Genomic DNA, 14,588 nt, shown 5'->3' on the forward strand with positions numbered 1-14,588 from the left:
CTTATGGGTGACCCTTTTTTTATTTTGTATGAAAGGAACGCTTTAACTAAGACGTTGTTCAAGCCCTACTTACCGCGAATTTTTCCAATCACAGTCCAAACAGCAACAACGCTCAGTCCAGTTAAGACACCAATAACACCATTCAACAGAGTTGGAACCACCGCTGTCGCTATCGTATGTCCACGAAAATCCATAATAATCGGCTCAATTAAGTGATGAATCGCAGGAACGTTGTGCACCACAATGCCACCGCCAACCAAGAACATCGCTGCAGTACCGACCACAGCAAGCGTCTTCATTAACTTGGGCGCAAACGCGACTAGCCCGTTACCCAATTGAGTTTTAATGGTACTTCCATTCGATGTTCGCTGCAGATAGAAGCCTAAATCGTCCAACTTAACGATCCCTGCCACTAAGCCATAAACACCAATCGTCATCACTACCGCAATCAAACTCACGACAAGAATCTGAGTAAGGATACTTGTACCCGTCACAGTACCCAGTGCTATCACGATGATTTCCGCCGATAAGATAAAGTCGGTACGAATCGCGCCAGCGACCTTTCTCTTCTCGTATTCCTCTATGGATTCACCAGTACTCGTATCTTCCCCCTTTTCATCATCATGATGAGCATGAGGAAAGAGCTTCTCTAAGATTTTCTCTGCGCCCTCAAAACAAAGAAACAGACCACCAATCAAAAGCAAAGGCATGATCAGCCAAGGAATAAAGGCACTGATCAATAATGCCGCGGGCACCAAAATCAGCTTGTTTTTAAATGAGCCTTTGGCAACCGCCCATACCACTGGGATTTCTCGCTCAGCAGAAACACCGGATACCTGCTGGGCATTCAGCGCTAAATCATCCCCCAACACACCAGCGGTTTTTTTCGCTGCGACCTTAGACATCAGTGCGACATCATCCAATACGGTTGCAATGTCATCCAGTAGCGTTAATAAACTTGCTCCAGCCATTTTATGGTCTCTTTTAAGGGATTAAACAATTGATAAAATGTAACACCATCAATTCACTCGTCAAAGTTATGAGTCTGTAAAAAATAGAGTCACAAGTTGTGTTTTCTATTGCCGGATCAGCTAGACAGGACTAGTCTGTCCTCATCTTTCACGAACATAAAAGAAGAAGTATAGATGAAAAGTGAATACTCCTACCCAATTGGTAAGCCAGGACAAAGATGGCAAGAAGCAGAACGTCAAGCATGGTTCGCTCAAAGAACCGTTAAGCGTGAATACCAGCAAGAAGTCGTGCCAAAAATCCAAGCATTAGCAGACCGCTTTGATATCGAGCAATACGGTGCATTGAGCTACGATGAAGCTCGCTTCCCGCTTTTTGCAATCAAAAGCAAAAACTGGGACGCATCAAAACCGACGATCCTTGTAACAGGTGGTGTTCACGGTTACGAAACCAGTGGTGTGCATGGCGCGATAAAATTCGCCGCAACTCAAGCGGAACAATACTCAACGCACTTCAACATTGTAGTAGCACCTTGTGTAAGCCCTTGGGGTTACGAAGTGATTAACCGTTGGAACCCAAATGCTGTTGATCCAAACCGCTCTTTCTATGACGGTACGCCAGCAGAAGAATCAGCAAACCTAAGAGCTTTAGTGGCCTCTTTGCCAGAAGTATTGGTTCACGTTGACCTACATGAGACGACAGACTCTGATGAAACAGAATTCCGACCTGCACTCGCAGCACGTGATGGTATTGAGTACATTGAAGGTATGATTCCAGACGGCTTCTACACGGTTGGCGATACTGAAAATCCACAGCCAGAGTTCCAAGCGGCGGTGATTGCTTCAGTAGAAAAAGTAACGCACATTGCGCCAGCAGATGCAGACGGCAAGATCATTGGTTCTGAAGTTACCCAACATGGTGTAATTAACTACCCAATGAAGAAGCTTGGCTTATGTGGCGGTGTGACTGATTGTAAGTACGGTACAACCACAGAGGTTTACCCGGACAGCGATAAAGTGACAGACGAAGAGTGTAATGACGCTCAGGTTGCAGCGGTAGTCGGTGCTTTGGATTACGTTATTCAGCACGAACTGAACGCGTAAGCTATTAGCTAAAGCTGCTCCCTAAAACTAAAAAGAGCCATAAGTGACGATTCACTTGTGGCTCTTTTTTTGTCTTTTCTACTTGTCTTTGATTTCTTCTTGGGCATAAAAAAGCTCCCTTGCACACAGTACAAGAGAGCTTTGAAATAACACTGAAAAAGGAGTAATTAGCGAACTATATACTCCCCATACTCGATTACTTTATTTAGCGGTTTCACTAACGTTTTCTTGTCCTTTATCTACTTCAGTCAGTAGACCTTTCAACAAGCTAAAACAGCCAATAAGAAGAATGATCGTAAACGGCAGTGCAGCAATGATCGTGATCGATTGCAGTGCTTGGATAGATTGAGTACCACCAATCCACAGCATTACCATTGCAATAGCGCCTGAGATAACCGCCCAAACCACTTTCTGTTTCACTGGTACTTCAAGCTTACCACCCGCCGTCATGCCATCGATAACGATAGAACCTGAGTCTAGCGTAGTCACGAAGAATACGATGATCAGTGCTACAGCGATAACAGATAGAATGCTACCAAACGGGTATGCGTCTAGCATGTAGAACAAGCTTAGAGATACATCTGTGATGCCTTGGTCGAGGCCAAGTTGCCCCACATGACTGATCACTTGCTCGATAGCCACGCCACCAAAGATAGACATCCAAGCCGATGTTACCAATGTTGGGATAATCAGTACGCAAAGTAGGAATTCACGCACCGTACGGCCTTTAGAAATACGCGCTACGAACATACCGAAGAATGGTGCATACGCAACCCACCATGCCCAGTAGAACACAGTCCAACCATGTAGCCATGTTGTGTCTTCTCGGCCTGAACTTTGGCTCAATGCAACGATGTTTGTCACATAACCCGTTACCGCAGTCGCCACAGAATCAAGCACAGTTGTGAAGTTCAGAACAGCGATAAGACCAAGGAATACGAACGCAATAACCATGTTCAAGTTACTAAGGAACTTAACACCACCGTCCATACCACGTAGAACGGAGATGATCGCTAAGCCCATGATCAGAACGATGATAGATTGCTGAAGGAAGATGTTGTTTTCCAAGCCAAACACGTGGCTGATACCACTTGCTGCTTGTGTACCACCTAAGCCTAATGAGGTCGCAAGACCAAACAACGTAACCAGTACAGTAAGTACGTCGATCACATCACCGGTTTTGCCCCATACTCGTTCACCCAGAATTGGGTAGAACACGGAACGCATTGATAGCGGTAAGCCTTTGTTGTAAACAAAATACGCAAGACAAAGTGCCGTCATGCCATAGATAGCCCAAGCATGGAAACCCCAGTGGAATACGGTCGCACCCAGTGCCAATTCACGGCCAGCTTCTGTGAAAGGTTCTGCATCGAGTGGCGTTCCGAACCAGTTGGTGAAGAACGCCGTTGGCTCTGCAACACCCCAGAAAATAAGTCCAATACCCATGCCTGCTGCGAATAGCATCGCAATCCAAGATGACATTGAATAATCCGCAGTCGCGTCTTCGCCACCTAAGCGAACTTTACCCAAAGGTGAGAATGCAAGAATAACGGCAAAAACTAACATGATGTTGGCTCCCCACATAAAGAGGAAGTCAAACTTAGATAAAACAGCACCCTTGATAGAATCAATCGCAGCTTTGGCATCTGCAGGAGGAAGAGCAAGAAGAGTGATGATAAAAAGAAGAGATAAGCCTACTGAGGCTACGAAGACTGTGTTATGGACATCCATGCCCCATTTACTGACGTTATCTTGACCAACTTGATAGTCAGTAGAATCAATACTGTATTTTTTTGATTTAAAACTCATAAATTATGATGTTCGCATATCCGAATCAACGAATATAAGGACGCTCTCCATATCCAACTACTACTTGATTAGCTCGCCATTTCACAAAAATAAAACGTGATAAAAACCACCGAGCAAGGTGATAAATGGACTTACTGGCTCAATCCCAGGACGCGCATAATAGCACAGCACGAAGCATTTTGACTGAGTTTTTGCTCAATAGTCACCCAAAGCACCGTCAATCATGATAGTTGAGACAATAAAAACAGAATAAAATAAACAAATAAAAACCTTTAAATACAGCGCATTAAATTAAAATAACGCACCGTAAAATATCATTCAAAGTTTCTACAGATAATTTTACTAACCACCCAATTTATTTATAGCTCTAATAAAAAAGCCCCGCTATAGGGGCGGGGAAATTACCAAAGGTAAAAGAGAAATCAGTGTTAGGATGTCAGTGCTGCGTCTAGCAGAGCAGCACTTCACATTTCAAAGACAGCACATTAGATCGCGAAGCAAAAACCTAGGTTGTAGTCTTCGCCATTCTTCGCCGTGAACTCTTTGTCTTCACTTGATGCATTCGGGCGGCCGCTTTCATCACCTTTTACTAAGCTCACCCAGTGACGAATACCTGAAGAACGGCTAGCCTCAGTTTGGCCAAACGTGGTGCACGTCTCTAATTGGATATCTTGAATATCAACTAACTCCAGACGGCCTGTGCCTTTACGAGCGCCGATTGTCACTTCAACGTGTGTACCACTTTCATCGCGGAATAGGATTGCTGAAGGCTTAGACTTGTCACCGGTGTAAGCTACAAAATGCTTAGCGCGTTTCAGGCCGGTGTGTTCACCGTTTTTGAAATAAACCTGAACATGTCGGTAATCAATCTCGTAGCTCACTACATCTTCATGTGAACCAGTCTCTAGAGGAAATAGAGTATCAAGCAGCTGTTTCGCCATTTTTTGTTTTTCGAGTTGCTTGTCTGCTTTCACCATCTCGACGGCAAAGACAGCTTCAGCAATAAATGTTGAATGGTTTCTGTGAAGTTCTGTTTTGTCTAGTGTCAGCATATTCATAGTCTATCCCTCGTACGGCTTTAAATTTCATTTAGGTCAAACATCCCAATAGACCCTTTTCAAAATTGTTCTTTACTGTGTGGTTTCCATGTTCTTCATACTACTTGTATTTTTGAAACAATTTCACAACAAAAATTACACACTGTGAATTTTACTAAATCGCTTTTTTACACAAACCGGTATTTCGAGCCCCCAGCCCTTTATTTCACTGGGTTGAGGGTTCAGTAGAAACACGTTTACGTGTTGTTTGAATTTGTGTAATAACCCACTCCAACCAACTTATTGTCGATCACTCGATAGTAAGTATGCTTGGTTTCTACTTTGCTCGACAGCGGGTTTAACCATCGGTAAGTGTAAACACCTCGGCCGTTTTCTTTCGCAAGGTTCAACATCTCCGTGAGAATTGGCTTATCGTCAGGGCTTAGAATTTCGTTGTGTGAACGCCCGACAAGCTCAGGAGAAACCCCGTGCGCCAGCAGTTTCCCAGAGCTCATATCCATCACAAACACATATAAGTCTCCTTCTACAAAACTTCCTTCGGCGTCATTGAACTCCGTTAAACTCTCTTGTTCTGACTCCACTATCGCGGTCATCGCTCTCGCCAATAAATTCTTAGCCTCAGCAGCACTCGAACGTTCTGGGTAATAACCCACAGCGACAATCACATCGCCCACACGCTCAAAGAAAGTCGTTTTCGGCTCACCCATACGATCAGTCGGATTAGTCCAGTGATACTTCACTTCACCAAAACCGTTGTGTACCGCTTTGGTGATCATTTCTCGGAAAAAAGGATTGCCGTAAACGTCTTGCGTGTCCAACACACTGTCACCAACCAGCACCATCGAAGATCCGCCACTGGCAAGGAATTGGCCATCGATGCCCAAAGCAAACACATATAGCTCACCATCGATATATTCAGGGTCACTCATAAAGTCTTTAACGCTTTCATCGCCATCCTTTTGAACATGGACCACCGCTTTAGCAAGGAGAGTTTTGGCTCTTCTTTCTGCGTCACTGACAACGTGTGGTTCAGAAATATCGAGCACATTAACTGGCTTATTTTCTTCCATGGTTTTTGAATGTTCGGCACGTAAACCAATGCCACTCACAACAGCAAACACGGCGCAGCCAATGAGGATGATTCTGGATAAATTCATGGTTATCTCTCCTAATAGCCCACTAAGGACGGAAGCCAAAGCGTAATTTGTGGGAAGAAAGCGATAACGAAAACACCCACAACAGAAGCAAGTACAAAGGGATGGATCTTCGCGGTGATTTGCTCAACCGTTGAGCCCCCTATGCCCGAGGCGACAAAGATATTCTCTCCAAGTGGCGGTGTTGCAAAACCTATCGATAAGGTACACACCACCACAATGCCCACGTGAGTAGGATCAGCACCTAGCATGTACATGATTGGTAGTAACACTGGCACGATGATCATGATGGCCGCTAAGGTTTCCATGAACATGCCGATGAACAACAACAAGGTAATGGTTAACGCCCACACCATGTACATGTTATCGGTGAAGCTGAGTAGTGATTCAGCTACCACTACTGGGATCTTTTGTTCAATCAACAAGCGTCCAAACACGGTAGCGGCAAAGAGGATCAACAACACACGCCCAGTGATCCATGTCGTAGTCGACAGAGATTTCATCACGCTTTTGAACGACAGTTCTCGGTGAATGAAAAGCCCCACAAACAATGAGTAGAATATCGCTACAACTGCGGATTCTGTTGGTGTGAACATGCCGCTGTAGATACCGCCAAGAATTAAGAACGGCGCTAATATCGACCATAAACCGCGGCGCAAGTAGTGCCTTACATCGCCAAACGACCACGTTTCAGTCAGCCCTTTATAGCCTTCGCGCTTAGCAATGAAGTAGTTGGTTACCACCAGCGTCGATGCCATGATGAAGCCCGGTACAACCCCAGCAACAAACAGTTTTGGAATCGATAAAGAAGCAAACTGGCCGTGTTGAGCAATGGCTTCTGGTGGCGCCATTAAGCCCATTGCCGAGATACCAAAGATAACCAAAGGAATAGACGGCGGGATAATAATGCCCAAGCCTCCGGATGCAGCCGTAACGGCCGATGCGTAGCTCTTATCGTAGTCACGCTTGACCATTGCAGGCACCATTAGCATGCCTACCGCAGCGGTGGTTGCAGGGCCAGAACCCGAGATAGCACCAAAGAAAAGACACGCCATTACCGTTGCCGCGCCAAGGCCGCCTGTCACGGGACCCGCCAAGCTTTCGGCGATATCGACCAGACGTTTGGAGATACCCGCCGCCTCCATTAATGCGCCCGCAAGAACAAAGGCTGGCAGGGCCATTAACGGGAAGTTACCCACCGAGGTAAACGCGATTTGTACTAAAGCGATGGGATTTTTGTCGAGCAACATATAGGCCGCCATCGAAGCGCCGGCCAGTGATACTGTGATTGGTGCGCCCAGAATTAACAGCGTTAAAAAGCCACCAAATAAAATTAGAGTTAAATAGGATTCCATTATTACATCTCTCTATTACGACTATTCTCTGTGATGACTATTGCGCGGACTTTTGTGCCGTCATTTTGCGCAGCTCTTTGACTTCTGGATCTTCGTTGGTTGCGCCTTTGAATAAACGCTCATAGTTGTTCCAGATAATTCGAATCATCATCAGTGAAAACGCGATAGGTAAAATCATGTAGAAGTACTTCATCGGGATACCTGTGGTTTGAGACTTCCAAAACAGATTCATTTTGTTGAACACGAAGTCGTAGCTGAGGTAAACGAAGTAGCCGTTGAAACAGAGCCATAGGAAGTCAGCGATGGTTTCACTCACGGTCTGCACGATTGGCGGAAAGAATTTAAAGTGAAAGATCACTCGGTTGTGCGCCGACATCTTGGCCGCAACAACAGCCCCTAGATAGGCAAACCAAACGAACATGTAGGTCGCCACTTCATCACCCCAAGGGATAGAGTAATCAAAAAACTGACGAGTAATAATTTGTGTAAACAGCAATAGGACAAAGCTTGCAAGCAACAAACAACAGGTATATTCCTCAATGTTGTTCAGGTGTTTTTTTATTGTTTTAGCGACTGACATATAACCTCCAATGTTGATTTTCACATGACAACCAGTCGCTCACGGTCCTAAAAGATCAGGTACAGAACAGATCAACGAGTACAGCCATGTAAATGCCCTATCTCACTGTTCTACCGCTAGGTGATTAAGTAGCGGAGAACAGCAGATAGGGCGAATCTAATCGTTACTTTCTACCTAGTAACTCAAGAACGTCGTCTAGCTTGTCTTTGCCCCCAATGCTTGAGTAGAACTTAGGCCAAACTGACTTAGTCACTTTGTTGATCCACTCTTGCTCGTTGTCTGCTGGGTCTGTGAATACCATGCCTTTCGCTTGTAGCTCTTCGCGAATCTTGTTTTCCGTATTTTCTAGATAAGCAAAGCTGTGCTCTGTTGCTTCCTGACCCGCTTCAAGAATGATTTTTTGCATTTCAGGTGTCTGTTGTTGGAAGACCGTTTCACTCACGATTAGAGGTTCTAGAGAAAAAATGTAGCGAATGTTGGTCACGTACTTTTGTACTTCGTTGAACTTCATCGCGTGGACTGTGATGTAAGGGTTATCTTGTCCGTCTACCACGCCTTGTTGCAAACCAGTGAAAGTCTCAGACCATGCCATAGGCGTTGGGTTTACACCCCATGCTTGGTAAGACGCGATCATGATTTCGTTACGAGGTACACGAATCACGAGCCCTTTCAAATCTTCTGGTGAAGCGACGGGCTTTTTCGAGTTAGTCAAAACCCTAAAGCCTGAATAAGCCCAACCGACAATACGGACACCAGCATCACGAATCGTGTTATCGACTAAGTCCTGACCTACTTGCCCTTGAGTCAGTAGTACCGCTTCTTCTGCGCTTTGAATCACATAGGGCATGGTCAATAGACCAACGGTTGGAGAGAAAGGCGTCACGTTGTTGATCGCCAGTACCGAGAAGTCGAGAAGACCTATTGCAGCATCGTTTACGGTGTCTTGCTCATTGCCTAATTGGCCGTTCGGAAACAGATCGATTTTCACTTTACCGTCTGTTTTTTGCTCCATCAGTTCAGAGAATGAGGTCGCTAATTCCCACTGCGTACCACCAGCAGCATCGCCGATAGCCATTTTAAAATTCGCTGCTGCCGCGGTATGAGATAGCACCGCTGTTGCTACAATGGTGACACCAGCAATAATTTTATTTTTAATCAATTTCATAGTCTTAACCTTTCCTATCGTACAGACTTCCTGCCTGTACTTTGCTCACAAGGTGACCTGGTACAACTTTCCTGGTCGTAGTTCTATTTCCCTATTTTGGAAACAATGTTCGGGTAGTTACAGTCTTTCATCCTTTAACGAATACCACTGATAAAGGAACCGCTGCCCCATTCTTCGAAACGGTGCAAACATCTCTGATTCCACCACTTCCCTCACGTTGGGGAACGGAAGTTTTGATTCAAATATTGGTAGGTCGAGCTTGTGACCTTCACCTGCTATCCACTGAGCAAGGCGTTTACCTGCTTGAGCGGAATACATCACGCCATTGCCGCCATAACCCAGCGCGTAGAAGATGGATTGTTTTGGATTCGGCTGATAAATTCTCGGCATCATGTCGTGACTGACATCCACCCAGCCCCACCATGAATAGTCGATTTTGATCTGATCGAGAGACGGGAATTTTCGGGTTAAATCCGATCTCAACATGTCTTCATATTTCTTTTCGGGTGCGTTCTTGCCACTGATGGCACTGCGTGTACCAATCTGTACTCGGTTATCCGGTAACAAACGGTAGTAGTGGCGCAGAATTCGAGTATCAGTAATCACCTGATTGGTTTTGAAGTTACACGCAGCGATCTCGTCTTGAGTTAAAGGACGTGTCACCATCGAGTTAGAAAGCACTGGCAGAAGGCGATTCTTAAGCTCGGAATGCAAACCTTGGCTGGTATACCCACCCGTACAAACACCGACAGAACGCGCCTTCACAACACCACCTGGCGTTTTCAGGTAATGCACACCGCCACGAGTTTCCCAACCCATAACTGGGCTCGACGGGTGAACTTTCACACCGAGAGCTCGCGCCTTTCTTAGGTAACCAAACGCCAGTTTTCCTGCATGAATACCAATCCCTTCGGGTTCATGCATCGCGCCTGCTGCTTCTTGGTCGCCAACGTAATCACGCTTTACGGTTTCCGCATCTAATATCTGCGCATCGTAATCAAACGTGTCACGCAGCAACTTGGCTTCTTTCTCGAGTGTTGACATCACTTTTGGACGATGAGCCACATATAAGTGGCCGCCCGGTTGTGGGTCACAATCGATGTCTTTGATCAGTGACTTGAACGTTTCCATGCCATCCACACACTCGCGGTGCATTTTTAGCGCGGTTTCTAGGCCCCAGCGTTCAATCCACTGAGAACGCTTCAAACGCCCAGAAGCACACTGTGCTTGGCCACCATTTCGGGTACTGCAGCCCCAACTCATACGGTTAGCTTCAATCACAGTCGCTTTAATGCCGTACATTTCAGCAAGGTGTATCGCGGTACTTAGGCCTGTGTAGCCTGAACCGATAATCGCCACATCGACATCCATGTCTGACGTGATTGGGCCATCATCTTCAGGTGGTGCGCCTGCGGTATCTACCCAATAAGTCGGGGCGTATTCCTTGCCGTGACCAGGGCTCTTGTCTTTAAGTGGATCGTATTTTGGATCGTATTTATCTTTTGCTTGGGTACTTTCTTTTACTTGGGTGCTTTTCACCTTTGGCGACACATCGGCTGCCGGTTGTTCCATTACTAAACTCATAATTCGACTCTCCTAGTCATAACACGTGAACGGATTGTGGTTTCGTGTCTAGCTCTTGGGAGTGTTGTTAGGAGTCAAAAGAGGTCGTGTTTTACGGAAGGCATTTTTTACGCTGATTTTTCCATCTTTCAGAGTAAACACGTCGACCATGCGAGCTTCGATGACACTGCCATCTGGGTTCGTCGCAGAAAACGTTGATTCACTCACAGCACGGTCACCGCATACAAAGTGGACTGGGTCGCTCCAAGCCGCATCTGGAAAGTTCTGCCAAACCAATTCAAAGCTATTTCGAACCGCTTCGTACCCTTCGATAGTGTTTCCAAGCAAGCCTTCTCCTGCCACCGTGTGGAATACACAGTCTTCTGTCATGAAAGACATCAGCGCTTCAATATCATGGTTATTCCACGCATCACTAAAAGACTGTAAAAAGGTGGTGTCGACTTGGTTTTCCAGCACGAATGTCGCTGCATTGGTTTGCATATTCATATTCCAGAATCCTTTATGTTTTCGTTATTGGTTTAAATTTCAGTAGCTTTGCGCCACTTTTTTATTAGAGTGTTTAAACTAGATCTGTAAGAATTTAACAACTTGATAACAAGGTTCATCACTCTAACTTCGAGTTAGGTTATAAACAATCTCTAAGCTCACAGATTTCATCTTTTTATAAATTAATTAGTGTTCTAATTTTATTTACTCAACTTTTCACTCACGATATAAGAGGTATAATTAAATTAGAACGTATTAGCCTTTAGTCGAAATCAAAGTCTTGATGATACTTTCGACCATACTGTTCAAGTTGACGATCATGAGTATTAACTTGCAATTCAATATTGCCGTCACCTTTATTTATGACTTGGTTGTTATCTGCATGTGCTTCGTTTTTTAAATCCGTTAGTTTCTCTTCGACATACTCTGTCGGTTCATTTAAAACATTCATGGATATTAACTCCTTTATCAGGTTTACTTTCACTGATGGAAGAATATGAACGGACACTAGACCGTTTGAATATTCTTTCTCATCGTACAAAGGCTGAATGGCATCATTGCCACCTTCCTTAAATGGGTGAATGGAATACCACTTGTCCTTGCGTGGCTCTTTCTGATCGCAATCCGTCACATTAAATATCTGAGTTTTGTTGAGATCACACGGCGAGCTAAAAACACTAACCCGATGATAATCAATAGCTTTAATTATATTTATGCAGTCTTTACTTTGGCTATGACACACCGACCACAGCGCATTTAACAGGTTATCGGTCCATTCAAGTAAACGGGTAGGAAAGCCCTGTTTCTTGGCTAAACACATCAATAACCAGTCGTTTATTTCGTGTGAGCTCAGCGAGTGACCACCGTAAACTCTCACAGTTGAAAGCAACTCTTGTTCGACACGGCGTAGGTTCTTACGATTGGAACGGCCTAAACTTGGCATTAGATTATTATTTTCATAATCACACACGTTATACATCAAACCACGTTGGTCACTGCATTCATTCATTAATGAATCAATTATTTTATACAGTTCTTCGAGCGTGCTGATATAACGTTTATTGTTCATACTTGGTTCCAACCACTCGACAATATAAATAACTAAATTAAAATTTATTCGTTAAAAACTGACATGTAATGAAATACAAAGACTAAAGTCTAATAACTCTATCGACTTATCGGTAATTACTATTTAAAAGTAACTCATAATAATTATTGATAAGTCTCTATTACTGAAACCGAGCACCTATTCACCTTGGTTATTTCTTTAGGGCTCTAATATTTAGAGCGAAATAATAGAAATATATGACCCAATATTTAGATATCAGTACTATTAAGAATCTTTGAAAACAACTCGGTCGTTGAGTCATCCTGTTTGATCATCCAATTTGCAATTAATCGCTAGTTTTGAATCCTAATTTGTTTGCCCGACCACATTCTCGATAACGCTTTATCTAGCGTTCATGAGACTGTTTTGGCCGGGCAAACTTCCTATGACTTATACGTAGTCTTTGTACTTATCTAGGAAACGAACCGGCGTTGATAGTGCATCTCGGCGGAACGGGTCGCCCAATTCCTGAGTACACATGATTTCAATGATGGTTGTTTTGCCTTCGTTCATTTGCATGTCGATGGCTTTCTGTAGAGTTGGACCAACATCTTCTAGCTTATCAACCGTGATACCTTCAGCGCCCATTGCTCGTGCGATTTCCGCAAAGCTTTGGTTGTCCAGTTCACCAGCAACAAAGCGTCGGTTGTAGAAGTCGACTTGATTCTTCTTCTCTGCACCCCATTGACGGTTGTGGAATACCACGGCTGTCACTGGAATGTTATGACGAACACATGTCATGGTCTCCATCAAGCTCATGCCCCATGCGCCGTCACCTGCATAAGAGATAGCTGGACGATGAGGTGCTGCTGCTTTCGCACCAATAATGGTTGGGAACGCGTAACCACAGTTACCGAAACTCATTGCCGCAAAGAAGCTGCGTGGTTTTTCAAAACGTAAGTAGCTGTTTGCCACTGAGTTGATGTTACCGATATCCGTTGAGACCATTACATCTTCTGGCATCGCTTTTTCTAGCTCACGCAGTACTTGGCGTGGGTGCAGGTATTCACCACCAGAGAACGGAGTCTCATGCGAGTTTTCTTCAATCATATCCAAACTGAACGAATCACGTTCGTGCGTCCACTCATCAAGCTCTTTTTCCCACAAGGCCTTTTCTGTTGCTACTGTGTCTTTGCGAGCGCCTTTGTTGTCATCACACAACAGTGCACGACCTTCCAGTCTTTCAGCTAATGCCACAGCCGCTGCCTTCGCATCACCACAAATACCAACAGAGATCTTCTTAACGAGGCCAAGCATCTTGTTGTCTGCATCGATCTGAATGATTTTCGCGTCTTTTGGCCAGTAATCCATTCCATGTTGAGGCAAGGTACCGAATGGGCCAAGACGTGTACCCAAAGCGATAACCACATCCGCTTGAGCCATCAACTTCATTGCTGCTTTCGAACCTTGGTAGCCTAAAGGACCACACCATAATGGGTGACTAGCAGGGAAAGAGTCATTGTGTAGGTAGCTGTTTACTACGGGTGCGCCTAGTCGTTCTGCTAGTGCCGCACACTCTTGAACTGCGTCAGCCATTACCACGCCGCCACCAGAAATGATGACTGGGAATTTCGCTTCAGCAATCAGGTCTGCCGCTTCATTCAGAGACTTCTCGCCGCCCGGGCCACGGTCCAAGCGCGCTGGTTTAGGGATCTCGGTTTGAGTTTCACCATAGAAATAGTCACGTGGAATATTCAGCTGAGTCGGACCCATTTCGCTCATTGCGCGGTCAAAACATCGACCTGTGTATTCCGCCATACGGTCTGGGTGCGTTACGTGTCCTTGATACTTAGTAAACTCTTGGAACATTGGAAGTTGGTTACACTCTTGGAAACCACCTAAGCCCATTGTTTTTGTGCCAGTCTCTGGCGTCACAATCACGACCGGGCTGTGTGCCCAGAATGCCGCTGCAATCGCAGTTACACAGTTACTAATACCTGGGCCATTCTGCCCGATAACCACACCATGGCGACCAGATACACGAGAGTAACCATCTGCCATGTGAGCAGCACCTTGCTCGTGAACCACTGGGACCAATCGAATGCCAGCAGGAGCAAAGATATCCATTGCGTCCATAAATGCTGACCCCATGATGCCGAACATGTCGGTAACATCATTAGCAACCATAGTTTCAACGAACGCTTCTGATGGTGTCATTGTTACTGTGCCGGAAACAACCGTACGTTTTTCTTGCTCACTCATTCTTCCATTCTCCTT

Annotated in this window: 12 protein-coding genes; 1 reads left to right on the plus strand and 11 read right to left on the minus strand. The window is 45.1% G+C overall.

The window, feature by feature from the left end:
• Positions 1-65 precede the first annotated feature (65 nt).
• Positions 66-971, minus strand: coding sequence for a DUF808 domain-containing protein (locus OC193_RS21305; protein WP_048662384.1), 906 nt, complete (start codon positions 969-971; stop codon positions 66-68).
• 174 nt (positions 972-1,145) lie between these two features.
• Between OC193_RS21305 and OC193_RS21310 the strand changes: the two genes are divergently transcribed.
• Entirely contained in the window at positions 1,146-2,072 is a 927-nt protein-coding gene (locus OC193_RS21310; RefSeq protein ID WP_048662385.1) for a M14 family metallopeptidase, read from the plus strand.
• Between the two features lie 201 nt (positions 2,073-2,273).
• Here OC193_RS21310 and OC193_RS21315 read toward each other — a convergent pair whose 3' ends face one another.
• The 10 genes from OC193_RS21315 to xsc all read right to left on the minus strand — a co-directional run bounded on the left by OC193_RS21315 (position 2,274) and on the right by xsc (position 14,573).
• Complete coding sequence (locus tag OC193_RS21315; RefSeq protein ID WP_048662386.1) at positions 2,274-3,881, minus strand: BCCT family transporter; 1,608 nt, start codon at positions 3,879-3,881, stop codon at positions 2,274-2,276.
• 485 nt (positions 3,882-4,366) lie between these two features.
• Positions 4,367-4,939, minus strand: a complete 573-nt coding sequence (locus tag OC193_RS21320; protein WP_017064292.1) for an aldolase/citrate lyase/malate synthase family protein — start codon at positions 4,937-4,939, stop codon at positions 4,367-4,369.
• A 236-nt stretch (positions 4,940-5,175) separates the two neighbouring features.
• Complete coding sequence (locus OC193_RS21325; RefSeq protein ID WP_048662387.1) at positions 5,176-6,096, minus strand: cache domain-containing protein; 921 nt, start codon at positions 6,094-6,096, stop codon at positions 5,176-5,178.
• An 11-nt stretch (positions 6,097-6,107) separates the two neighbouring features.
• Complete coding sequence (locus OC193_RS21330; RefSeq protein ID WP_017057942.1) at positions 6,108-7,448, minus strand: TRAP transporter large permease; 1,341 nt, start codon at positions 7,446-7,448, stop codon at positions 6,108-6,110.
• 37 nt (positions 7,449-7,485) lie between these two features.
• Entirely contained in the window at positions 7,486-8,028 is a 543-nt protein-coding gene (locus tag OC193_RS21335; RefSeq protein ID WP_048662389.1) for a TRAP transporter small permease, read from the minus strand.
• Positions 8,029-8,191: 163 nt separating this feature from the next.
• On the minus strand, positions 8,192-9,193 hold the full coding sequence (locus OC193_RS21340; protein ID WP_048609745.1) for a TRAP transporter substrate-binding protein: 1,002 nt from the start codon (positions 9,191-9,193) through the stop codon (positions 8,192-8,194).
• Positions 9,194-9,310: 117 nt separating this feature from the next.
• The gene (locus OC193_RS21345) at positions 9,311-10,777 is read right to left on the minus strand and encodes an NAD(P)/FAD-dependent oxidoreductase (protein ID WP_048662391.1); all 1,467 of its coding nucleotides are present in this window, start codon (positions 10,775-10,777) and stop codon (positions 9,311-9,313) included.
• 48 nt (positions 10,778-10,825) lie between these two features.
• Positions 10,826-11,263 (minus strand): nuclear transport factor 2 family protein, encoded by a 438-nt coding sequence (locus tag OC193_RS21350; RefSeq protein ID WP_048661081.1) that lies wholly within the window; start codon positions 11,261-11,263, stop codon positions 10,826-10,828.
• Positions 11,264-11,525: 262 nt separating this feature from the next.
• On the minus strand, positions 11,526-12,332 hold the full coding sequence (locus tag OC193_RS21355) for an FRG domain-containing protein (RefSeq protein WP_048662393.1): 807 nt from the start codon (positions 12,330-12,332) through the stop codon (positions 11,526-11,528).
• 429 nt (positions 12,333-12,761) lie between these two features.
• Complete coding sequence (xsc, locus tag OC193_RS21360; protein WP_048662394.1) at positions 12,762-14,573, minus strand: sulfoacetaldehyde acetyltransferase; 1,812 nt, start codon at positions 14,571-14,573, stop codon at positions 12,762-12,764.
• Positions 14,574-14,588: the final 15 nt, after the last annotated feature.

It is taken from the genome of Vibrio crassostreae, assembly GCF_024347415.1.
Classification (GTDB): domain Bacteria; phylum Pseudomonadota; class Gammaproteobacteria; order Enterobacterales; family Vibrionaceae; genus Vibrio; species Vibrio crassostreae.